Annotated in this window: 20 protein-coding genes; 15 read left to right on the top strand and 5 right to left on the bottom strand. The window is 57.0% G+C overall.

Translation table 11 applies throughout. The features are described from left to right. Position 1: 1 nt before the first annotated feature. From recO to acpS, 3 genes are all read left to right on the top strand, one after another. Entirely contained in the window at positions 2 to 730 is a 729-nt protein-coding gene (recO, locus tag ACN1CO_RS10640) for a DNA repair protein RecO (RefSeq protein WP_419138899.1), read from the top strand. Positions 731 to 802: 72 nt separating this feature from the next. Next, positions 803 to 1,534, top strand: coding sequence for a pyridoxine 5'-phosphate synthase (pdxJ, locus tag ACN1CO_RS10635; RefSeq protein ID WP_419138898.1), 732 nt, complete (start codon positions 803 to 805; stop codon positions 1,532 to 1,534). Then, positions 1,534 to 1,914, top strand: coding sequence for a holo-ACP synthase (acpS, locus tag ACN1CO_RS10630; protein WP_110411084.1), 381 nt, complete (start codon positions 1,534 to 1,536; stop codon positions 1,912 to 1,914). Before pdxJ ends, acpS begins: the two co-directional genes overlap by 1 nt. On the opposite strand, the gene ACN1CO_RS10625 is transcribed toward acpS, so the two are convergent. Both ACN1CO_RS10625 and ACN1CO_RS10620 read right to left on the bottom strand, forming a co-directional pair. Then, positions 1,911 to 2,159 (bottom strand): YfhL family 4Fe-4S dicluster ferredoxin, encoded by a 249-nt coding sequence (locus tag ACN1CO_RS10625; protein WP_090958589.1) that lies wholly within the window; start codon positions 2,157 to 2,159, stop codon positions 1,911 to 1,913. The two genes, acpS and ACN1CO_RS10625, sit on opposite strands and share 4 nt — an antisense overlap. A gap of 55 nt (positions 2,160 to 2,214) precedes the next feature. Beyond that, positions 2,215 to 3,054 carry a MurR/RpiR family transcriptional regulator gene (locus ACN1CO_RS10620; protein ID WP_010257643.1) on the bottom strand — a complete coding sequence of 280 codons (840 nt, stop codon included), beginning with the start codon at positions 3,052 to 3,054 and terminating at the stop codon, positions 2,215 to 2,217. 155 nt (positions 3,055 to 3,209) lie between these two features. On the opposite strand from ACN1CO_RS10620, the gene yfhb reads away from it, so the two are divergent. Beyond that, positions 3,210 to 3,848, top strand: coding sequence for a phosphatidylglycerophosphatase C (yfhb, locus tag ACN1CO_RS10615; RefSeq protein ID WP_419138897.1), 639 nt, complete (start codon positions 3,210 to 3,212; stop codon positions 3,846 to 3,848). 63 nt (positions 3,849 to 3,911) lie between these two features. Further along, positions 3,912 to 4,403: a tRNA adenosine(34) deaminase TadA gene (tadA, locus tag ACN1CO_RS10610; RefSeq protein ID WP_419138896.1), complete on the top strand. Its 492-nt coding sequence runs from the start codon at positions 3,912 to 3,914 to the stop codon at positions 4,401 to 4,403. Here the strand turns inward: tadA and mltF are convergent. Further along, entirely contained in the window at positions 4,400 to 5,857 is a 1,458-nt protein-coding gene (gene mltF, locus ACN1CO_RS10605) for a membrane-bound lytic murein transglycosylase MltF (protein WP_090958598.1), read from the bottom strand. The genes tadA and mltF overlap by 4 nt on opposite strands. A 267-nt stretch (positions 5,858 to 6,124) precedes the next feature. Between mltF and purL the strand changes: the two genes are divergently transcribed. The 5 genes from purL (at position 6,125) to glnB (ending at position 14,565) form a co-directional block, all read left to right on the top strand. Further along, a complete protein-coding gene (purL, locus tag ACN1CO_RS10600) occupies positions 6,125 to 10,012 on the top strand; it encodes a phosphoribosylformylglycinamidine synthase (protein ID WP_419138895.1) in 3,888 nt (1,295 codons plus the stop codon). 596 nt (positions 10,013 to 10,608) lie between these two features. Next, the gene (locus ACN1CO_RS10595) at positions 10,609 to 12,036 is read left to right on the top strand and encodes a HAMP domain-containing sensor histidine kinase (protein WP_419138894.1); all 1,428 of its coding nucleotides are present in this window, start codon (positions 10,609 to 10,611) and stop codon (positions 12,034 to 12,036) included. A gap of 3 nt (positions 12,037 to 12,039) precedes the next feature. Continuing rightward, positions 12,040 to 12,708 (top strand): two-component system QseEF-associated lipoprotein QseG, encoded by a 669-nt coding sequence (qseG, locus tag ACN1CO_RS10590; RefSeq protein ID WP_419138893.1) that lies wholly within the window; start codon positions 12,040 to 12,042, stop codon positions 12,706 to 12,708. After that, positions 12,708 to 14,042 (top strand): two-component system response regulator GlrR, encoded by a 1,335-nt coding sequence (glrR, locus tag ACN1CO_RS10585; protein WP_419138892.1) that lies wholly within the window; start codon positions 12,708 to 12,710, stop codon positions 14,040 to 14,042. The genes qseG and glrR overlap by 1 nt, the downstream gene beginning before the upstream one ends. A 184-nt stretch (positions 14,043 to 14,226) precedes the next feature. Further along, positions 14,227 to 14,565, top strand: a complete 339-nt coding sequence (gene glnB / locus ACN1CO_RS10580) for a nitrogen regulatory protein P-II (protein WP_003848647.1) — start codon at positions 14,227 to 14,229, stop codon at positions 14,563 to 14,565. A 329-nt stretch (positions 14,566 to 14,894) separates the two neighbouring features. On the opposite strand, the gene hmpA is transcribed toward glnB, so the two are convergent. Next, positions 14,895 to 16,079, bottom strand: coding sequence for an NO-inducible flavohemoprotein (hmpA, locus tag ACN1CO_RS10575; protein ID WP_419138891.1), 1,185 nt, complete (start codon positions 16,077 to 16,079; stop codon positions 14,895 to 14,897). A 326-nt stretch (positions 16,080 to 16,405) separates the two neighbouring features. Between hmpA and glyA the strand changes: the two genes are divergently transcribed. Both glyA and ACN1CO_RS10565 read left to right on the top strand, forming a co-directional pair. Next, positions 16,406 to 17,659 (top strand): serine hydroxymethyltransferase, encoded by a 1,254-nt coding sequence (gene glyA, locus ACN1CO_RS10570; protein WP_283547299.1) that lies wholly within the window; start codon positions 16,406 to 16,408, stop codon positions 17,657 to 17,659. A 128-nt stretch (positions 17,660 to 17,787) separates the two neighbouring features. After that, positions 17,788 to 18,936, top strand: a complete 1,149-nt coding sequence (locus tag ACN1CO_RS10565; RefSeq protein WP_419138890.1) for a 3-phenylpropionate MFS transporter — start codon at positions 17,788 to 17,790, stop codon at positions 18,934 to 18,936. Here ACN1CO_RS10565 and csiE read toward each other — a convergent pair. Continuing rightward, positions 18,918 to 20,186, bottom strand: coding sequence for a stationary phase inducible protein CsiE (csiE, locus tag ACN1CO_RS10560; RefSeq protein WP_419138889.1), 1,269 nt, complete (start codon positions 20,184 to 20,186; stop codon positions 18,918 to 18,920). The genes ACN1CO_RS10565 and csiE overlap by 19 nt on opposite strands. Before the next feature lie 155 nt (positions 20,187 to 20,341). On the opposite strand from csiE, the gene ACN1CO_RS10555 reads away from it, so the two are divergent. The 3 genes from ACN1CO_RS10555 to ACN1CO_RS10545 all read left to right on the top strand — a co-directional run bounded on the left by ACN1CO_RS10555 (position 20,342) and on the right by ACN1CO_RS10545 (position 23,163). Further along, positions 20,342 to 20,968 carry a DUF1007 family protein gene (locus ACN1CO_RS10555; RefSeq protein WP_419138888.1) on the top strand — a complete coding sequence of 209 codons (627 nt, stop codon included), beginning with the start codon at positions 20,342 to 20,344 and terminating at the stop codon, positions 20,966 to 20,968. After that, positions 20,959 to 21,945, top strand: coding sequence for a nickel/cobalt transporter (locus tag ACN1CO_RS10550; protein WP_419138887.1), 987 nt, complete (start codon positions 20,959 to 20,961; stop codon positions 21,943 to 21,945). The genes ACN1CO_RS10555 and ACN1CO_RS10550 overlap by 10 nt, the downstream gene beginning before the upstream one ends. Before the next feature lie 204 nt (positions 21,946 to 22,149). Beyond that, entirely contained in the window at positions 22,150 to 23,163 is a 1,014-nt protein-coding gene (locus tag ACN1CO_RS10545) for a TIGR04086 family membrane protein (RefSeq protein WP_419138886.1), read from the top strand. Positions 23,164 to 23,222: the final 59 nt, after the last annotated feature.

Raw genomic sequence — 23,222 nt, 5'->3', positions numbered from 1 at the left:
AATGGAAGGCTGGCAACGCGCCTTTGTGCTGCATAGTCGTCCCTTCAGCGAAACCAGCCTGCTGCTCGACCTGTTCAGCGAAAGTGAAGGGCGGGTGCGGGTACTGGCTAAGGGCGCACGTTCGCGGCGCTCGCACCTGAAAGGCGCGTTACAACCTTTTACCCCGCTGCTGGTTCGCTGGAGCGGGCGCGGGGAGGTTAAAACCCTGCGCAATGCCGAAGCAGTGTCGCTGGCCTTACCGCTCAGCGGCATCACGCTTTACTGCGGTCTCTACGTCAATGAGCTGGTCTCACGCGTACTGCAGCAGGAATCTCCCTTCCCGGAACTCTTCTTCGACTATCTCAACTGTCTTCAGGCATTAGCCTCAACACACGGCAAGCCCGAACCTGCACTGCGACGCTTTGAACTGGCGCTGCTCGGTCACCTGGGTTACGGCGTCGACTTCCTGCACTGCGCTGGCAGCGGTGAGCCGGTCAGCGACGACATGACTTACAGCTATCGTGAAGAGCGGGGTTTTATCGCCAGTCTGGTGGTGAATAATCGCAGCTTTACCGGCCGCGAGTTGCAGGCCCTGTGCGAGCGAGAATTTCCCGATGCCGACACCCTGCGTGCCGCGAAGCGCTTTACCCGTATCGCTCTGAAGCCGTATCTTGGTGGCAAGCCGCTGAAAAGTCATGAGCTGTTCCGCCAGTTTATCCCGAAGAAAAAGCCCGAACAGGCAGAAGAATAGCGCGGGTCGTACCGCCTGTTGATATTTGCGCGGTACACTCAACATCACGATGGAAAAGAAGTGAGGATGGTCATGGCTGAGTTGCTGTTAGGCGTCAATATCGATCACATTGCCACGGTGCGTAACGCGCGTGGGACAAACTATCCCGATCCGGTTCAGGCGGCGTTTATCGCCGAGCAGGCGGGCGCAGACGGCATCACCGTTCACCTGCGCGAAGATCGCCGTCACATTACCGATCGCGACGTGCGTATTCTGCGTGACACGATCCAGACGCGCATGAATCTGGAGATGGCGGTCACCGATGAGATGATCGGCATCGCCTGTGATATCCAGCCCCATTTCTGCTGCCTGGTGCCGGAAAAGCGTCAGGAAGTGACAACGGAAGGTGGACTGGATGTGGCGGGACAGCAGGAGAAGATGAACGCGGCCGTCCGACTGCTGAAAGATGCCGGCATTCTGGTTTCGCTGTTTATCGATGCCGACCACCGCCAGATTGAAGCGGCCGTTGCCACCGGTGCGCCTTATATCGAAATCCACACCGGCGCGTATGCCGAGGCACCCGAGGGTCTGGCACGTGACGCTGAGCTGGCGCGCATTCGCCATGCCGCGACCTTTGCCGCCAGCCTGGGGCTGAAGGTCAACGCCGGTCACGGTCTGACCTACCACAACGTGCTGCCGATTGCGGCGCTGCCGGAAATGCATGAGCTGAATATCGGCCATGCGATTATCGGCCGTGCGGTGATGAGTGGCCTGCCGGATGCGGTCAGAGAGATGAAACAGCTGCTGCGTGAAGCCCGCCGCTGATGGCTATTCTCGGACTGGGTACGGACATCGTTGAGATTGAACGCATCGCCGGGGTGATAGAGCGCTCCGGCGACCGGCTGGCGCGTCGGGTACTGAGCGAAGCCGAATGGCAGCAGTACCAGGCGCACAAGCAGCCGGTGCGCTTTCTCTCTAAACGCTTTGCGGTGAAAGAGGCGGCAGCAAAAGCCTTTGGCACCGGCATTCGCGGTGGCCTGGCGTTTAATCAGTTTGAAGTTTATAACGATGCGCTGGGAAAACCGGGGTTACGCTTTTTTCAGCATGCCGCTGACGTGGCGGAGAGGCTGGGCGTTAAGCACGTTCACGTGACGCTGGCCGATGAGCGTCACTACGCCTGCGCCACGGTGATTATTGAAAGCTAGCCGTGCAGCAGCACGAACTTCTCCCACAGCGCATCGCGTGATTCGGTGTGCTGTGGGTCAATGATGATGGTGTTGTCGATGGGGCAGACCCGCTGACAGGTTGGCACCTCATAATGCCCGACGCATTCCGTGCAGCGGCTGACATCAATCTCATAGATCGCATCGCCCAGTGAAATCGCCTGGTTCGGGCACTCCGGTTCACACATATCGCAGTTAATGCATCTGGACGTAATCAACAGCGCCATTTTACCCACCTGATAACAACAGAAAAAGCGCGGGTATTATACGCGCTGCCGCTGATCAGACCAGCTTTTTCACCAGCGCTTCGCTGTGACGAATATGGCTCGATGCGCGCTCCGGATCGTTTTGCACCAGCGCCATAAACAGCAGATCGGTCAGTGCCAGCTGTGCCGTAGTGGAGGAGATCGCCGCGCTGCGGGTACTCTGCTCTTCCGCTACCGTATAGAGACAGTAACTGGCGCTCTGCTGCAGGGTATTCGGCGTAAAGCCGGTAAACGCCACCACATCCGCGCCCACCTGAACCGCTTCCTGCGCCGCCAGATTGATCTCCCGCCGCTCCCCGGTGTAAGAGATGGCGAGCAGCACATCGCCTGGCCCCATCGCCTGCACGCTGGCCAGCAGGGCGTGCATATCCTGTTCTGCCACCGCATTAATGCCGATCTTCATCAGCTTCCATGAGAAGTCCTTCGCCACCAGACCCGATGCGCCGATGCCCACCAGTAAAATGCGCCGGGCATTTTTCAGCAGCTGTAACACGTCGTTGAGCTTCTCTTCGCTATTAATATCCAGCGTGGCGCGGATCGCCGAGAGCTTTTCTGTCAGCAGCTTTTCACCCACCATCTTAAGCGGGTCGTCGCTGAGAATATGGTTATGCACGGTAATGGCATCTTTGTCCGCCAGTGACTCACTCAGGGCCAGCTTAAGTGCCGGAAATCCTTTATATCCCAGCTTCTGAGCAAACTTCACCACGCTGGACTGACTGACGCCGGACTCTTCCGCCAGTTTCTGTGAACTCAGGTGACGCGCCCGATCGGGTTGCGACAGTAAAAAATCCGCCAGCCGACGCTCGTTCAATGCCAGACGTGGATAAAGCTGGCGAATGCGCAGCAATGAACTCATGCCCAATCCTCGTAATTCAGGGATAATCAGTGAAGAATAAACTATTCATCAGGCATTGTAGTCATCGGAATTAAAAATGACAGTCATCGCCGTACCGCCTGATGATGGCTACACTACTCTTTATCATCCCAGAATCAGCCGTAAAGGAGAGTTGTTTGACCAGGGGAACACAACGTCGCATCGTATTTTTTGACCTGGATGGCACTTTGCATCAGCAGGACATGTTTGGCACCTTTATGCGCTATCTGCTGCGTCGCCGGCCGCTAAATCTGCTGCTGGTGGTGCCACTGTTGCCGGTGGTGGGTATTGGCCTGCTGTTTAAAGGCCGGGCGGCACGCTGGCCCATGAGCCTGCTGCTCTGGTCCATTACCTTTGGCCGCTCTGAGCGGACATTGCTGCGCCTCGAAGCGGAGTTTGCGCAGTGGTTCCGCCTGCGCGTCAAAGCGTTTCCGGTGGTGCAGCAGCGCCTGACCGATTACCTCGGCAGTGATGACGCTGACGTCTGGCTGATCACCGGATCGCCACAGTCGCTGGTGGAGCAGGTCTATCACGACTCCGCGTTCCTGCCTCGCGTGAAGCTGATTGCCAGCCAGATGCAGCGCGGCTGGGGCGGACGGGTGCTGGCGATGCGCTGCCTGGGCCATGAGAAAGTGGCGCAGCTGGAAGAGAAAATCGGCACGCCATTACAGCTCTACAGCGGCTACAGCGACAGCAAACAGGACAACCCGCTGCTGTTCTTCTGTCAGCATCGCTGGCGTGTGACTCCGGCGGGTGAGCTGCAACAGCTGGAATAAGTTTCTAAAGGATCGGTGAGACCGCTATAATGCGCCGCTTTTCAGTCGCCCGGAGTGGTCAGCGTGAAACAACAAGATGAATACTGGATGCGCCATGCGCTTGGCCTGGCGCGCCGGGCCTGGGAGCAGGGCGAAGTGCCGGTGGGTGCGGTGCTGGTTCAGAACGACCGGGTGATTGGCGAAGGCTGGAACCGGCCCATCGGCCAGCACGATCCGACGGCGCATGCCGAGATCATGGCTCTGCGCCAGGGCGGTAAAGTGCTGGAAAATTACCGTCTGCTGGATACCACGCTTTACGTGACGCTGGAGCCGTGCGTGATGTGCGCCGGTGCTATGGTTCACAGCCGTATTACGCGACTGGTCTATGGTGCGCACGATATTAAAAGTGGGGCGGCGGGATCGCTGCTGGATGTGCTGGGCCATCCCGGCATGAATCATCAGGTTGAACTGCACAGCGGTGTGCTGGCAGAAGAGTGCGCCGCCATGCTGAGCGACTTCTTCCGTATGCGTCGCCAGCAGAAAAAAGCGCTGCGTCAGGCGCAGCGCCAGGGTTAGTTCATCGCAATCTTCGGTTCAACCGCCGGATAGCCTTTCGCCAGTTCGGCCTGGGCTTCCGCCTGCTGCGTCAGACGCTTCTCCTGCTCCTGCAGATAGCCCACCAGGCTGATCTGATACTTGCGGATATTCTCCACGTAGTTATAGGCTTCATGCCCACGGGCGTAGCCATACGTCGTCTGGGTGTAGTAACGCTTCTGACTCAGCATCGGCAGACGCAGCTTCACATCCGCCCAGCTGTCCGGATCACCGCCCTGGCGCGCCGTCAGCTTTCGGACGTCGAGCATATGGGCATAACCCATGTTATACGCCGCCAGCGCGAACCAGATGCGCTCATCTTCCGGGATAGTCTGCGGCACTTTCGCCATCATATCCTGCAGATACTGACTGCCGCCGCGAATGCTCTGTTCGGGATCAGTCCGATCGCCCACATCCAGGCTCTCAGCGGTGTTACGCGTCAGCATCATCATGCCGCGCACGCCGGTCGGGGAGGTGGCCTGCGGGTTCCAGTGTGACTCCTGATAGGAGATGGCAGCCAGCAGTCGCCAGTCAATGCTGGTGGCGTACTTCTCAAACAGCGGCTTGATGTCGGGCAGCGTATTGTCGATGGCGCGCAGGAAAGTGCGGGTATCGACATAATCAAAGGTGCCGACGTGGCCGAGATATTTCTCCTCCAGCCGCGCCATCGCGCCTTCTTCACCCATCCCGTTAAAGAAGTCGAGCATCGCCGCATTCAGGCTGTCATCATCGCTGTGCCGCACATACCAGGTCACCGGCTCTTCATCGGTAACGTCGAACGCCACCGCCAGCTGCGGATAGATGCGCTGCAACAGGGCGATGGTGACGGAATCGCCAATCGTGTAGTCGAGCTTGCCGTCGGCCACCGCTTCCAGCAGGGCTTTAGGACTCTGATCGGTGGAGATCGCCCAGTCCAGATCGGGGAACTGATTGGAACGTGCGCTCTTGAGCGTGGACAGATAAGCCGATCCGGACGCAACTGTCAGCCGCCCCTTTAAGTCACCGAGGTTTTTAGGGCGTGGCTTATCCACGCGATAGACCAGCTGCTGCGAAACGTTGTAGTAACCTGGCCCGGTCTGATAGCGCGTCAGGCGTTCATTGTTGTAGTTCAGGCCAGCGGCCAGCAAATCAGCTTTGCCATCGTCCAGGTCATCAAACAGATCGCTCAGGTTAGGACGAACCGTCACCTTAAGTTTGACGCCCAGATAATCGGCGAAGCGTTTTGCCAGCTCATAATCCATACCGGCCGGAGATTGATTCACTGTGTAGTAAGTCAATGGGGAGTTGATGGTACTGACACGCAGCACTCCCCGCGATTTGATCTGTGAAATCTGGTCCTGCCCACCCCCGTACCAGGGAATGGATGGCCACAGCGCTAACGCTAACAGCACGGCAACCAGACCGATAAACAGATAATTAAATTTCAGGCGTTTCAAATAGTTATCTCTCGCTGGCTCTAAGGCCTCTGTCTTTTAAAGGCAGTATTTATCTTCTTTGAACTCCCAGAGCGAGGGGCATTTTGCGCAACTAAATCACGCTGAGCAACTTTTATAGCAGCTTTTGCGCAAATTTCAGGCAAATCCGGGTTGCCAAAAATTGTGCGCAAACGGTTTCGTCGAGAGGTCGCTTTCTCTATAATACGCCCCGTTTTCCCTGTTGCGCCCAATGAGGCGTCGCCCGGCGCCCTGACGAGAGACTTATTAATGGAAATTCTGCGTGGTTCGCCCGCCCTGTCGGCATTTCGTGTAAACAAACTGCTGACCCGCTTTCAGGACGCTCATCTGCCGGTGAGTGATATTTACGCTGAGTACATCCATTTTGCTGATGTCAGTACGCCCTTAAGCGCTGACGAACAGAGCCGTCTGCAACGCCTGCTGAAATATGGTCCCTCTCTGGCTGAACATGCCCCACAGGGTCGTTTGCTGCTGGTGACGCCACGTCCCGGCACGATTTCACCCTGGTCATCCAAAGCGACCGACATCGCCCACAACTGTGGCCTGCCGCAGGTGCGTCGTCTGGAACGTGGTCTGGCCTTCTATGTCCAAGCTCCCCAACTGACTGAAGCGCAGTGGCAAACGCTGGGCACTCTGCTGCACGATCGGATGATGGAAACGGTCTGTAGCGATCTGGCGCAGGCTGAGCAACTGTTCGCGCAACACACGCCGCAGCCGGTGAAAAGTGTCGATCTGCTGGGTGAGGGCCGTCAGGCGCTGGTTCAGGCTAATATCTCCCTGGGTCTGGCGCTGGCTGACGATGAAATTGACTATCTGGTGGCGGCGTTTACCGCACTGGGTCGTAATCCCAACGACATTGAACTCTATATGTTTGCGCAGGCGAACTCTGAGCACTGTCGTCACAAGATCTTCAATGCCGACTGGATTATCGACGGCGAGAAACAGCCGAAATCGCTGTTCAAGATGATCAAAAACACCATGGAGCAGACGCCGGACTACGTGCTCTCTGCTTATAAAGATAACGCCGCCGTGATGGAAGGCTCAGAGGTGGGTCGCTTCTTTGCGGATGCCGGAGAGAGCGAATACCGCTGGCATCAGGAAGCGGCGCACATCCTGATGAAGGTGGAAACTCACAACCACCCAACGGCGATTTCACCGTGGCCAGGTGCCGCGACCGGTTCCGGTGGTGAAATCCGTGATGAAGGCGCAACCGGACGTGGCTCTAAGCCCAAAGCGGGCCTGGTCGGATTCTCGGTCTCTAACCTGCGTATCCCGGGCTTTGAGCAGCCGTGGGAAGAGGACTTTGGCAAACCGGCCCGCATCGTCAGCGCGCTGGAGATCATGACCGACGGACCGCTGGGCGGCGCTGCGTTTAACAATGAATTTGGTCGTCCGGCCCTGAATGGCTACTTCCGTACCTATGAAGAGCAGGTCACCAGCCACAACGGCACCGAACTGCGCGGCTACCACAAGCCGATCATGCTGGCGGGCGGCATCGGTAACATCCGTGCCGACCACGTGCAGAAAGGCGAAATCACCGTTGGCGCGAAGCTGGTGGTGCTGGGCGGTCCAGCCATGAACATTGGCCTGGGCGGCGGCGCGGCCTCATCCATGGCGTCGGGTCAGTCGGATGCTGACCTCGACTTCGCCTCGGTACAGCGTGATAACCCGGAGATGGAACGCCGTTGCCAGGAAGTGATTGACCGCTGCTGGCAACTTGGCGATGAGAATCCGATTCTGTTTATCCACGACGTGGGTGCAGGAGGCCTCTCCAATGCTATGCCGGAGCTGGTCAGCGACGGCGGCCGTGGTGGCCGGTTTAACCTGCGTGACATCCTGAGTGATGAGCCAGGCATGAGCCCGCTGGAAGTCTGGTGTAACGAATCACAGGAACGTTATGTGATGGCCGTGGCACCTGACCAACTGGCGCAGTTCGAGGCAATTTGCCAGCGCGAACGCGCACCGTTTGCGGTGATTGGTGAAGCAACTGAAGAACTGCACCTGAGCCTGGAAGACAGCCATTTCGATAACAAGCCGATCGACATGCCGCTTGATGTGCTGCTGGGCAAAACGCCGAAGATGACGCGGGATGTGGTGACGCAGCAGGCGCAGGGCACCGCCCTGCAGCGCGACGGCATCACGCTGGTCGATGCGGTGAATCGCGTACTGCATCTGCCTGCCGTGGCGGAAAAAACCTTCCTGATCACCATCGGTGACCGCAGCGTGACCGGCATGGTGGCGCGTGACCAGATGGTCGGACCGTGGCAGATCCCGGTTGCCAACTGTGCAGTGACCACCGCCAGCCTCGACAGCTACCATGGTGAAGCCTTTGCTTTAGGCGAACGTTCACCGGTTGCGCTGCTGGACTTCGCGGCGTCGGGCCGTCTGGCAGTAGGTGAAGCACTGACTAACCTGGCGGCAACGCAGATTGGCTCGCTGAAACGCGTGAAACTCTCGGCTAACTGGATGTCCGCAGCCGGTCATCCGGGTGAAGATGCCGGTTTATATGCGGCCGTGAAAGCCGTCGGCGAAGAGCTGTGTCCGGCGCTGGGGATCACCATCCCGGTCGGTAAAGATTCGATGTCGATGAAAACCCGCTGGCAGGAAGGCACAGAGCAGCGTGAGATGACCTCGCCGCTGTCGCTGGTGATTACCGCCTTTGCCCGCGTCGAAGATGTGCGTCGCACCGTGACGCCCCAGCTGCAGGCCGATCAGGACAACCTGCTGCTGCTGATCGACCTGGGCAACGGCGCGAATACGCTGGGCGCAACCGCGCTGTCGCAGGTCTATCGTCAGCTCGGCGACAAACCTGCCGACGTGCGTGATGCCACACAGCTGGCTGGCTTCTTCAATGCGATTCAGGCGCTGGTGGCTGAGCAGAAACTGCTGGCTTACCACGATCGCTCCGACGGCGGTCTGCTGGTGACGCTGGCCGAGATGGCCTTTGCCGGTCACTGCGGCATCGACGTTGATATAGCCTCGCTGGGTAACGATGCGCTGGCCGCCCTGTTTACCGAAGAGCTGGGCGCGGTGATTCAGATCAACGCCGCCGATCGCAGTGCGGTTGAGCAGATTCTGGCGGATCACGGCCTTGCCGCCGCCACGCATCTGCTGGGCAGTGCGCAGCCGGGCGATCGCTTTGTGATCCGTTCCGGTGACAGCGCGGTCTACAGTGAAAGTCGCAATACGCTGCGCACCTGGTGGGCAGAAACGACCTGGCAGATGCAGCGCCTGCGCGACAACCCGGCGTGTGCCGATCAGGAACATGAAGCGAAGAAGAACGACAGCGATCCTGGCCTGAACGTTAATCTGACCTTTAACCCGCAGGAAGATGTGGCTGCGCCGATGATCGCAACTGGCGCACGTCCACGCGTCGCTGTGCTGCGTGAGCAGGGCGTCAACTCCCATGTGGAGATGGCCGCCGCCTTTGATCGGGCTGGTTTCACCGCCATTGACGTCCATATGAGCGATCTGCTGGCCGGTCGTCGCGGTCTGGAAGAGTTCCAGGCGCTGGTCGCCTGTGGCGGCTTCTCTTACGGCGATGTGCTGGGTGCCGGTGAGGGCTGGGCGAAATCGATTCTGTTCAACCCACGCGTGCGTGACGAGTTCGAAACCTTCTTCCATCGTCCGCAGACCCTGGCGCTGGGCGTCTGCAACGGTTGCCAGATGATGTCGAATCTGCGTGAACTGATCCCAGGCAGCGATCTCTGGCCGCGCTTTGTGCGCAACCAGTCTGAGCGCTTTGAAGCCCGCTTTAGCCTGGTCGAAGTGGCCGCCAGTCCATCATTGCTGCTGGACGGTATGGCCGGTTCGCATATGCCTATCGCGGTTTCGCACGGTGAAGGCTTTGTTGAAGTACGTGATGCGACGCATCTGGCGGCGCTGGAGTCGAAAGGTCTGGTGGCACTGCGCTTCGTCGATAACTTCGGCAAGGTGACAGAAACCTATCCGGCTAATCCGAATGGTTCTCCGAACGGCATTACCGCCGTAACCAACGAAAGTGGTCGCGTCACCATCATGATGCCGCATCCGGAGCGTGTGTTCCGCACCGTCAGCAACTCCTGGCACCCGGCAGAGTGGGGCGAAGACAGCCCGTGGATGCGTATTTTCCGCAATGCGCGCAGACAGCTGGGTTAATTTAATCCGCTGAGATGAACAGGAGGCCAGTGTGCCTCCTGTTCTTTTTTTGTGCCACTGTTGGGAAATGGCGACAATGAGGATGCCACACTGTCTCTATATGGCGACATCTATCCCGTTGATTTTAAATGAGCGCACATCTGGCGTGATTTACTGTCGTCTTGTGGAGACAGATCACCACTGCTGATATCGGAATTTTCGCAAGAGTGATCGGGCAGGCTGATTCAATATGCTGAAAAATATAATGATTTATTTTCTGGCATGGAACTTGCTATACTCCTGCAGCTGCTCATTCACCTGTTTATGATTGCCCCGCTTAGCGGATAAGAGCTCATAAAGCCCGAATGACGCACCAAACGGAGCCTGCCGTCCACCTGACCGATAATCGCTTGCGTTATCAAACACCGGACGTAACGTTGAGTAAGGCTCCACCCATTCTTACGCGATGCACTACGCGTCGTGCCAGCGGCAGGCCATTGAGCCTGCCGTTTTCTTTTGTTCCCTTTCTGCTACCGACACCTTTCTTCCACTGACTCCTTTCTTCCAGTGACAGAGTCCGCTAGCATCCAGACAGCAAATCTTAAGGAAGCGGCTGCGTGAAAAAATGGCGTCTATTTCCCCGTTCTCTGCGTCAGCTGGTGCTGATGGCGTTTGTACTGGTGCTGCTGCCCTTGCTGGTGCTGGCCTGGCAGGCGTGGGAAAGTCTCTCAGCGTTAAGCGAACAGGCTGCGGACACTAACCGCAATACCTTCACCGATGTGCGCAGAAGTGAGGCGATGGCGCGAACGGCGGTTGAGCTGGAGCGCAGCTATCGCCAGTACTGCGTGCTGGATGATGCCTCGCTGGCGCGTCTTTATCAGACCCAGCACACCCGCTACAGTCAGATGCTGAGCTCGCACAGCGCCAGCCTGCCCGAACTGCCCGCCTTCCAGACCCTGCAAGCGACGCTGCCGCTGCTGACACCCCTGAAATGCGATAACGGCAACCCGGTTCCGGCTGCCGCAGAGGCGCTGGATCGTTTTTCTGCCACTAACGCACAGATGGTGCAGGACACGCGCGAGGTGGTATTTTCGCGCGGCTTACAGCTGCAGCGTGAAATCGCCGATCGCGGCCAGTTTTTTGGCTGGCAGGCGCTGATTCTGTTTATCATCAGTCTGGCGCTGATGACGCTGTTTACCGGCATGATCATCGGTCCGGTCAAGCGCATCGAGCGGATGATCAACCGGCTTGGTGAAGGGCGGGAGCTGGGCAACAGCGTGACCTTTCGCGGCCCGCGCGAGTTACGCTCGCTGGGACAGCGCATCGTCTGGCTCAGCGAACGGCTTGCCTGGCTGGAATCGCAGCGTCATGAATTTCTGCGCCATCTCTCTCACGAACTGAAAACGCCGCTGGCCAGCCTGCGTGAAGGCACCGAACTGCTGGCGGACGAAGTCGCCGGGTCGCTGAACGCCGAGCAGAAAGAGGTGGTGACTATCCTCGACGGCAGCAGCCGCCATCTGCAGCGTCTGATTGAACAGCTGCTCGATTACAACCGTAAACTGGCGGATGGCCCGATTGAGCTGAAGCCGGTCAGCGTGCCGGAGATCGTGGAGGGCGTGGTGAATGCACATGCGCTCTCGGCGCGTGCCAAACTGATGCAGACGGTGGTCAATCTTGAGGCCAGTCACTGTCTTGCCGAACCGACGTTACTGATGCGGGTCATCGATAACCTCTATTCGAACGCCGTGAACTACGGCAGCGAATCCGGTACCATCTGGCTTCGCAGTCAGCAGCAGGGCGATCGGATCTGGATTGAGGTCGCGAATAGCGGCACGCCGATTCCGCTGGAAGAGCAGGCGATGATTTTCGAACCCTTCTTCCAGGGCAGCCAGCAGCGCAAAGGGCCGGTAAAAGGCAGCGGGCTGGGATTAAGTATTGCCAAAGATTGCCTGCGACGGATGCACGGCGACCTGACGCTGGTCTCCTGCGAGCAGGCTGACGTCTGTTTTCGAATTGAACTGAACACCACAGCCGGGAAAGTCTGACTGATGAAATATTTACCCACTTTGCTGATGAGCACGCTGACTACGCTGCTCCTCAGCGGATGTACGACCTCCCCGGCCACCTCTTCTTTGCCATCAGGCCATCAGGTGGCGGAACCCGGGGTCAGAATTGCTGATTATCTGGCGACACCCTGCAGTGATCTGTGGTCGATAGAGAATAGTGCGGCGCTGGGGAATACCCTTTACTGGATGCGGGCGATCGACTGTGCTGAACGTCTTTCTCCTGCCGAGGCCCGTGCCGAAGCCCATCGCTGGCCAGCAGAGAACTGGTCGCGCGCCTTTAAACAGGGCGTGCTGATGTCGAACGGTAACGTGACGCCCGTGGAGCGTCGTCGCTATGTTGAAACCCTGGATCGCTACAGCAGCGATTTCCCGCAGTCTGTGCGCCCGCTGATTCAGCTGTGGCGCAGCAATCAGACCGCGCAGCTCGACCTCAGTGAAGCGCGCACCCGTTATGCCCATCTGCAGCAGAGCAGCGATACGCAGCTGGAGGCGATACGCCAGCAGATGGTGAAACAGCAGCAGCAGCTCAGCGACACGCAGCATAAGCTGGAGCGGCTGACTGATATTGAGCGCCAGCTTTCATCACGTAAAGCCCCGGATGTCTCTGACAGCAGTCATGGCACGGCACTGCCGCAGGATGAGGAGCAATAATGGTGAGACAAGCGGCAAAATTGCTGCTGGTGGATGACGATCCCAGTTTGCTGAAGCTGTTGGGCATGCGTCTTCGCAGCGAAGGGTATCTGGTCACCACCGCAGGCAGCGGACCTGAAGCATTGCGTCTGTTGCAGAAAGAGAAGATCGAGCTGGTGATCAGCGATCTGCGGATGGATGAGATGGATGGTCTGGCGCTGTTTGGCGAGATTCAGAAACGCCATACCAACTTGCCGGTGATTATCCTGACGGCGCATGGCTCGATCCCGGACGCCGTTTCCGCCACGCAGCAGGGCGTCTTCAGCTTCCTGACCAAGCCGGTGGATAAAGATGCGCTCTACAAAGCCATTGATGAGGCGCTGGCACAGCAGGCGCCGGTCAGCGATGATCGCTGGCGTGAGGCGATTGTTACCCGCAGCCCGCTGATGCTCAAGCTGCTGGAGCAGGCGCATATGGTGGCGCAGTCGGACGTCAGCGTGCTGATTAATGGTCAGAGTGGAACCGGTAAGGAGATGCTGGCGCAGGCGATTCACGCCGCCAGCCCGCGTAACGGTAAGCCTTTTGTCGCCATTAACTGTGGCGCACTGCCGGAACAACTGCTGGAGTCAGAGCTGTTCGGCCATGCCAAAGGCGCGTTTACCGGGGCGGTCAGTGCCCGCGAAGGTCTGTTTAAGACCGCTGGCGGCGGCACGTTGTTTCTGGATGAGATTGGCGATATGCCGCAACCTTTGCAGGTTAAATTGTTGCGGGTGTTGCAGGAGCGTAAGGTCAGGCCGCTGGGCAGCGATCATGATATTGAGATCGACGTGCGGATTATCTCCGCGACCCATCGCGATCTGCCCAAAGCGATGGAGAAAAAGGAGTTTCGCGAAGATCTGTTCTATCGTCTGAATGTGGTGAATCTGAAGATTCCGGCGCTGCATCAGCGTACGGAAGATATCCCGCTGCTGGCCAATCATCTGTTACGTCAGGCGGCGGAACGGCATAAGCCGCAGATTCGCAGTTTTTCCGTCGATGCGATGAAGCGTCTGATGGCGGCCAGCTGGCCGGGCAACGTGCGTCAACTGGTTAACGTGATTGAGCAGTGTGTAGCGCTGAGTTCATCGCCGGTGATCAGCGATGCGCTCGTGGAGCAGGCGCTGAGCGGCGAAAACAGCGCGTTGCCGACCTTTGCGGAGGCGCGTAATCAGTTTGAGCTGAACTATCTGCGTAAGCTGTTGCAGATGACCAAAGGCAATGTGACCAACGCCGCACGTCTGGCTGGACGCAACCGCACGGAGTTCTATAAGCTACTGTCTCGTCATGAACTGGATGCCAGTGATTTCAAAGAGTAGCGGAAGCTGCGAAGTGATACCGGTAGGTTGCCTGCTCAGGCCCGAATCAGAATGGGTGCGGTCAGCATAATCTGACAGCGCTTGCGGCAACCTGAAGAATCCCGGATATTACCGCCCGACAGCGCCAGCAACATTTATACTTGATAAACCCTCTGACCATGGAGGGAGTGAAAAAGGGTCTGACATGAAAAAGATTGATGCGATTATCAAACCATTCAAACTCGATGATGTCCGTGAAGCCTTAGCGGAAGTCGGCATCACCGGGATGACCGTGAGTGAAGTGAAGGGCTTTGGTCGCCAGAAAGGGCACACCGAGCTGTACCGCGGCGCAGAGTATATGGTCGATTTTTTACCTAAGGTGAAGATCGAGATGGTGGTGGGCGACGATATCGTTGATACCTGCGTCGAGACCATTATGCGCACCGCGCAGACCGGCAAAATCGGTGACGGTAAGATCTTCGTCTTCGACGTGGCGCGCGTAGTGCGTATCCGTACTGGCGAAGAGGATGAAGAGGCGATCTGATCGTCTTTTTATCCGCTCTCTATGAGCATAAAGAAGCCCGCGCTGCGGGCTTTTTTTATGCTGGAAAAACCTGGTGAGGTTGGCTGTGAGATCGAGCCAGCTCAGGAAACACGGTCAGATCGGAAAGACGCAAAACCCGCCGTCCATGGCACGCTCGGCCCGCGCGATTACGCACCTCATCCCTGAGGTGCGCCCGTAAACGGGCCAACGCGTTGCGTTGTTCAAAAACGCTCCCGGCGTTTTTGTCCATGTCGCGGGACGCTTTCCTTTTCTGGCCGTGTTCCCTTCGCTTTGAGGCTGTTTGTTGCTGCCTGAACTTAATAGCAGATTTACATCCCTTTGTGCGGACCAAACAGTTCGTAATGGATGTATGAATCTGCCACACCGGCATCACGCAGTTGCGCCACCGCATGCTGCATAAAGGGCAGCGGGCCGCAGAGGTAGAAGTGGGTGTCTGGTGAGGTGAGACGGGCTGAAAGCGCGGTGATATCCATCAGACCTTGCGCGTCATAGCGACCGGCATCTTCAGCGGCGGGTTCGCGATACCAGACATGACTGACAAAATCGGCGAGCTGCGCGCCAGTGGCACGAACTTCCTCGCCAAACGCGTGCTGTTTGCCGTTCTCTGCGGCATGCATCCAGCTAACCGGCGCGCGGTGCTGGCGGGCCGCCAGTGCATGAAGCATCGCCAGCATCGGCGTCAGACCTACGCCTGCGGAGATGAGCGCCACCGGTGTGGCAGATTCGACTTCCAGGAAGAAGTCGCCGTGCGGCGCGGCAAGCATCAGCTCATCACCCACTTTGCCATTCTGATGCAGCCAGCCGGAGACGGTGCCCTGCGCTTCGCGTTTGACTGCAATCCGGTACGCTTTGCCGTTGCTGAGATGCGTCAGTGAGTACTGACGAATCTGGTGATGTTCGAAGCTGGCGGGCTGCAGGTGCACTGTCAGATACTGACCCGGCTTAAAGGCTGCGACCGGGCCACCATCCACCGGACTGAAGGTAAAGCTTTTAATCACCTCGCTCTGCTGCTCAATCGCGCTGATGCGAAACGCACGGGTGCCGCGCCAGCCGCCGGTCTGTTGCTCGGTCGCCTGATAAATTTCCTCTTCGCGATTGATGAAGACATCTGCCAGGACACCATAGGCCCGGCCCCAGGCAGCCAGCGCCTCTTCGCCCGGATTCAGCAACTCTTTAATGGTTGCCAGCAGATTTTCACCAACGATGGCGTACTGTGCAGGCTGAATATTCAGGCTGGTATGTTTTTGTGCGATCTTCTCCACCGCAGGCAGCAGTACAGCCAGATTCTCCAGATTCGCGCCGTAAGCGCAGATGGCGTTGAACAGCGCTTCGCGCTGATCGCCGTTGCGCTGGTTGTTCATGTTGAAGACGTTTTTGAGTTCCGGATGCTGCGACAGCATGCGGTCATAGAAGTGGGCGGTCAGCTTTGGACCGCAGGCGGCGATGGCAGGCAGGGTTGATTTAACGGTGGCGATAGTGTGTGCATCAAGCATTTTGGTGGCCTCTTTATAAACATGTATTTTAAATGCATCTTATAGCCGCCTCGCCTGTGGTGTAAATAACCCGGGAAACTTTCTGGTTGTTCAGGTGGCAAGTTTTAGGTGCATCATCAGAAGCCGCTGTCACATCCTGGAGAAAAAAAGGGGCACCTGAACAGGGCAAAAAGGTGTAAAAAAGCGCTGCGAGTCGCCAGCCAATCGTTTGCGTAAAAATAGGCGGTTCACCCTACCTTCACCTGTTAAAACGGTTTACACTGTGGGCCTTCGCCCCTGAAGGGGGGTAAATACCGTCAGAAAGTTAGCTGAGTCAGGAGATCCGGATGTTAAAGCGTGATATGAACATTGCCGATTACGATGCCGAGTTGTGGCAGGCGATGGAGCAGGAGACAGTGCGTCAGGAAGAGCACATTGAACTGATTGCTTCTGAAAACTACACCAGCCCGCGTGTTATGCAGGCACAGGGTTCTCAGCTCACCAATAAATACGCTGAAGGGTATCCGGGCAAACGCTACTACGGCGGCTGTGAGTACGTTGATATCGTTGAGCAACTGGCCATCGACCGTGCAAAAGCGCTGTTTGGTGCCGATTACGCTAACGTGCAGCCACACTCAGGTTCACAGGCTAACTTCGCGGTTTACACAGCGCTGCTGCAGCCGGGCGATACCATCCTCGGGATGAACCTGGCGCACGGTGGACACTTGACTCACGGCTCACCGGTTAACCTGTCCGGCAAACTCTATAACGTCGTTGCTTACGGTATCGATGAGACCGGCAAAATTGACTATGACGAACTGGCTGAACTGGCGAAAACCCACAAGCCAAAAATGATCGTTGGCGGTTTCTCAGCTTATTCTGGCGTCTGCGACTGGGCGAAAATGCGCGAAATCGCAGATAGCGTCGGTGCATGGCTGTTTGTGGATATGGCGCACGTTGCTGGCCTGGTTGCCGCAGACGTCTATCCAAGTCCGATCCCGCATGCGCACATCGTGACCTCGACCACCCACAAAACGCTGGCGGGTCCGCGTGGTGGTATTATTCTGGCGAAAAACGGCGACGAAGATTTCTATAAGAAACTGAACTCTGCTGTCTTCCCTGGCGGTCAGGGTGGTCCTCTGATGCACGTTATCGCCGGTAAAGCGGTTGCCTTCAAAGAGGCGATGGAGCCGGAATTCAAAACCTACCAGCAGCAGGTGGCAAAAAACGCCAAAGCGATGGTTGAGGTGCTGATTGAGCGTGGCTATGACATCGTTTCTGGCGGTACCCATAACCATCTGTTCCTGATCGATCTGGTGAGCAAAAACCTGACCGGTAAAGAAGCGGATGCTGCGCTGGGCCGTGCCAACATCACGGTTAACAAGAACAGCGTACCAAACGATCCGAAAAGCCCGTTTGTGACCTCCGGTATCCGTATCGGTACCCCATCCGTTACCCGTCGTGGCTTCAACGAAGCGGACGTGCGTGAACTGGCTGGCTGGATCGCCGATGTACTGGATAACGTCAATGACGAAGCGACCATTGAGCGCACCAAGAAGAAAGTGCTGGATATCTGCAGCCGTCTGCCGGTCTACGCTTAATCGTTAACCCGTTGTGAGGCAGCATAAAAAGGATGGCATCTGCCATCCTTTTTTATTGCCTGTCCCTCGGTGCTCTGCCAGAGTAGCGGCCACTCATGCTGCCAGGCAGCAAACCTGCTGGAGGGAATATGGCAATCGGCTCCGCCAGATGGCTCGGATTGGGCTACTTCACTTACTTCTTCTGTTACGGCATCTATCTGCCATTCTGGGGTGTGTGGCTGAAAGGCACCGGCCTGGATGCAGAAAAGATTGGTCTCCTGCTCGGCTGTGGCATGGTGGCACGCTTTGTCGGCAGTCTGCTTATCGCTTCTCAGGTCAAAAATCCTTCACGGTTGATTACGGCGCTGCGTCTGCTGGCGCTCATGACCTGCCTGTTCGCCGCCGGTTTCTGGGTGGGTGAGCAGTGGATGTGGCTGCTGACGGTCATGATCGGCTTTAACCTCTTTTTCTCGCCGCTGGTTCCGCTCAGTGATGCGCTGGCCGCTACCTGGACACAGCAGATTGGGCTGGCGTACGGGCCGGTCAGGCTGTGGGGATCGCTGGCTTTTGTGATCAGCTCGGCGTTAACCGGTGTCCTGGTCAGTGCTTACTCCTCAAACGCCATTCTGCTGCTGCTTTCCGTCGGAGTCATTTCTATGCTGGCGGGCATGATGCTGACACCGGTCACTCAGCCGCAGGGCAATGAGCGGCAGGGCGCGGCGGGCGGCGGCTGGCAGGTGTGGCGGGCGTTGCTGCGTGAGAATGCGGTATGGCGATTCATGCTGTGCGTGACGCTGCTGCAGGGCGCGCATGCCGCCTATTATGGCTTCAGCGCTATCTGGTGGCAGGAGAGCGGCTATTCCGCCTCGACGGTGGGCTATCTCTGGTCGCTGGGCGTGGTCGCGGAGATTGTGGTGTTTGCCCTGAGCAACCGGCTGTTCCGGCGCTGGAGCGCGCGCGATCTGCTACTGCTTTCTGGCATCTGTGCGCTGATTCGCTGGAGCCTGATGGGTGCCACGACCGCGCTGCCGCTGCTGATCGTAGCGCAGATTCTCCACTGTGGCAGCTTCACCGTCTGTCATCTGGCGGCAATGCGCTTTATCGCGGCGCGTCAGGGCGCAGAAGTGATTCGGCTTCAGTCGCTCTATTCCGCGCTGGCGATGGGTGGGGGTATTGCGGTGATGACGATGATTTGCGGCGTGCTGTTTACCCATCTGCAGGGACATCTGTTCTGGGTGATGGCGCTGGTGGCACTGCCCGCGCTGTTCCTGCGTCCCGGCTACGACTCCAGTAAATAACGAATGCGCTGCTGATGGTGTAACGTCAGTGGCAGTTCGGCATGGACCAGCGGCGGAGAGAACAAGGGCAGCGAGGTAGGGTAGGGTGAGATGATAATGTCGACATCCCGTGGCGCGCCATCCCGCTGAAACTGCTTTACGTCCTGATAGGTAATATTGACAGGCAGAAGAGTAATCTCCCTGATCTGCTGCTCCACATCCTGTTCCAGATCGGCGTCATCGCCGGTCAGGATCAGCACCTGCTTTTCCTGCAGCGCACTCTCCTGCATCAGCCAGGCACCAAAAATAATGGTGACTAAGCTCACCTCTTCCGGCGTAAAAGTGATGTTGTAGTGCTGCTCAAAAGCCTGCAGTGCCTCATGCGTCGTACGCAGCAGGCGAGGATAGAGGCGGCTGACATCCAGCGCCACGCTATTGTCGATACCGATATTGAAGTGGGTACGATCCAGCGCCTGGGCCAGATGAGGATAGAGCTGGTGCAGAAGTTCGTTGCGGTCAGCAAAGGTGATCCCGGCGCAGGCTTCAAAATCATTAATCAGCTGCTGGGTCGCGTTCATTAACTGCTGCTCAGCAGGATGCGCAATCGCGTCTACGACCGGCGTATGAATCTGGCTAAATAACAGTGTCCAGAAGTCGGCTTCGCTGACGGGCGGGGCAATGTGGCAGCGTTTGCGCCAGTGGTAAATCACATCCTCGGCGGCCTGGCGTTCTGGCTTTTGCTGCAGCCAGAGACACTGCGCCTCGCTGAACAGCACCGGCTGGCGCTGGCACAACCCATACTTCATGAATATCTGCAGAAAGAGCCGGTCGCGTTCGCTGAAGTCACGCTTCAGACGCAGGCTGCAGTGCTGGATCAGTGCCTGTAAATTGGTCTCATCCCACAGCGCTTTTTCAATCTTCATGACTTTCAGGCGCTGACGCAGAGGAGCCGCAAAATGCTCGCAGACGAACTCCTGCGATAAACGCAGACTGCGTCGCAGGTTGTGCAGCAGACAGAGGCGCCGATCCAACTCGGTTCCATGAAGACGAAAGCTGCCATCCACCATCTGGTGCAATTCCAGCTGGTGATATCGCTGTATCTCAAGGCCCACATCCGCGATATCCTGTCGGGCAACGGCAGGATCGACGCCATTCAGCTGGCAGACTTTTTCAAGCGTAAGCAAAGGTGTCGGCAGAAACAGCAGCAATAAAAGATGGCACTGACGCTGTGAACGGGAGAAGAGTGGTGCCAAAGGGGTAGCAGAACTCATCAATCAGATTTCCAGCAGGCTATTTTGAGCTAAGAATAGTCAACCCGGTCAGTGCCTGCGCGCTTTACGCGGTTTATTTGCCGGAGGTTTAAGGCGGGTCACATAATTTTGTTACTTATAGATCCTTTTCATCGGAAACGTTACTTTATAACATTATGAAACGCGCACTCTTTGCTCTGCTAATGGTATTAAGTCCGGCTGTGCTGGCACATCCTCATAGCTTCATCGATATGAAAACGGAACTGGTGGTGCAGGGCGATACCTTTACCGGATTAAAGATGACCTGGACCATGGATGAAATCACCTCCGCCGATCTGCTGTATGACGCGGGCGACGCAAAACCAGGCAGCGTGGTGTGGAAAAAGCTGGCGGCAGGCGTGATGGCGAACGTGCTGGGCCAGCACTACTTTTCTGAAATCTGGCACAACCAACAGCGGGTAAAGTTTTTGAATCTGCCAACGGAATACAATCTGTCGCGTAACGGCCACAAAGCGGTGCTGGAATTTATTCTGCCACTGGCGGAACCCCCGAAGCTGACCGGCCAGCGTTTTGAGATCCTGACCTTTGATCCCACCTACTTCGTCGATATGTTCTACGACAATCCCGGCGCATTGACGCTGCCACCGGCGCTGCAGACGCGCTGCCGGTTTGCCCTGAATACGCCAAAACCCAACGACTCCCTGAAGCAATATGCCCTGTCGCTGGATAAAGCAGATGCTCCGGCCGAAGAGATGGATTTGGGTCGCCAGTTCGCGCAGACGGTGGTACTGACATGTCAGTGATCTCCGCACCTTTACGGACTATCCGACTCTGGCCACTCTGGCTGATGGCAGCACTGTTCCTCGGCGGCGCGCTGCTGGTCTGGCTTTACTGGTCGCAGATTCTGCTGCAGAGCGTGCTGTGGCAGAAAGATCTGCACCGGCAGATGACTCAGCTATTGCAGCAGGTGGCGGAGCAGCCCCACAAGGCTGGCCTCTCGCTGGTGATATTCAGCCTACTGTATGGCGTACTGCACGCGCTGGGGCCGGGCCACGGCAAAGTGGTGATCGCGACCTTTCTGGCGACCCATCCGAGCCGCGTCAGAACCAGTATCAGGCTGACGCTGCTTGCCTCACTGCTGCAGGGATCGGTCGCGATTGTGCTGGTAACGGTGATGCTGGTGGTGCTGAAAACCTCGTCGCGCCAGCTGCATCTCAGCAGTTTCTGGCTGGAGAAGGGCAGTTATCTGCTGGTGATTGGGCTGGGCGTGATGATCGGTTATCGGGCGCTGCGTTCGCTATGGCGGGCATTACGTCCACGGCCCGCTCCGGTATTTCGTGCTTTCCAGCCTCATCCTCATCATCAGCATGATGAGCAATGCGGCTGTGGGCATGCGCATCTGCCGACGCCGCAGCAGATGAACGGCAACGTCAGCTGGAAAACCCAGTTGCTGGTGGTGGTGTCGATGGGATTACGTCCCTGTTCCGGCGCGATTATGATGTTGCTGTTTGCCAAAGTGATCGGTGTTTATGGCTGGGGCATTCTCTCCGCTGCCGTGATGGCGGTCGGCACGGCTCTGACCATTTCGGCGATTGGCCTGCTGGTTCAGCAGGCGCGGTCGGTGGCCCAACGGCTGGCACAGCCTGGTGCTGCTCCAGGTATGACGCGACTGCTGATCCCCGTGCTGGCTTTAACCGGCAGCCTGGTTTTAATCGTGGCGGGTATCGCATTATGGCAGTCAGCGCAGCTGACGCTGGGCGGCGGCATTCGACCTTTCTGACTAAAAGCGCAGCGGAAATAAAGTTTGCGCTGCGCTTTTCTTCTCGTTAATTATCTTTAAATTCACCTCGTTAATTATTTCTCTGCCTGCTTTAGTGGTGAAATAAGAATTCACTGTCTACGCTGTTAATACCAAAACGGCATTCCGCCGTCGGGATGATAAAAGATCAAGACAGCTTTCTGTTTATTGCGAGGAGTATATTTCATGGCTGATACCCGTATTAATAATGGCTACACCGAAACGCTGGCGACCGGGCCCGCTGGATTACCGCTGAAGCGTATTTCCTGGAGCGCCGTGTTTGCCGGTGTCATTTGTGCGTTAATCGTTCACATCATTCTGACGCTGCTGGGAACCGCCATTGGTGCTACCACCATTGATCCGATGAAAGAACAGAATCCTCTTGATGGCCTTGGCACTGGCGCACTGGTCTGGACAGCCATTGAAATGCTGGTCGCGATGGCGGCAGGTAGTTATGTTGCCGGTCGACTGGCGCAGCGCGAAGGCGCACTGCACGGTTTGCTGATGTTTGGCCTTAGCACAATTTTCACTATTTACCTGGCTATTACGCTGGCAACCAGTGTATTAGGTGGCGCGATGAATATTGTGGGTTCAGGTTTTCAGGCACTGGGTAGTGGTATTTCCGCTGCTGCGCCTTCGGTTACTCAAATGGCAAAACAAAAACTGCAGGAGAATAATATTAATTTAGATAACCTGCAGAACGAACTGGAAACGACATTACGTCAGACCGGTAAGCCGGAATTACAGCCAGAGAATCTGAAGCAGGACGCAAATAAAGAAGCGCAGAATGCAGAAAACCAGGCTAACAACACGGCGAACCATCCGCAGACAGCCGATACCGATCTGACTAACTGGGTAAAAGGGGTGATGGATCGTCATTCAGACACCCTGCAGGCAGCCGATCGTGATGCGCTGAAAAATATCATCAAAGCGCGCACCGGTAAGAGCGATGAGGAAGTGGATCAGATCGTTGCGAAAACCGAGCAGAGCTATCAGCAGGCCGTTCAGAAGTATCAGGAACTGAAACAGCAGGCTGAACAGAAAGCGCGTGAAGCCGGTGAGAAAGCCGCTGCTGCAACCGCTAAAGCGAGCTGGTATGCCCTGATTCTGCTGATTATCGAAGCCGTACTGGCTGGCGTGATGGGTAGGGTAGGTCGTCGTACTCAGCCCCGTCAGGTGCTGGCACACGAACGTCGTTAATCATCACTGAATAACAGGCATTAAAAAAGGCGGCTTATAAGCCGCCTTTTTCTGTACTG

The sequence above is a fragment of the Pantoea sp. R13S299 genome, from assembly GCF_048515925.1.
GTDB lineage: Bacteria > Pseudomonadota > Gammaproteobacteria > Enterobacterales > Enterobacteriaceae > Pantoea.
This window is presented reverse-complemented; position numbering and strand designations above follow the sequence as displayed.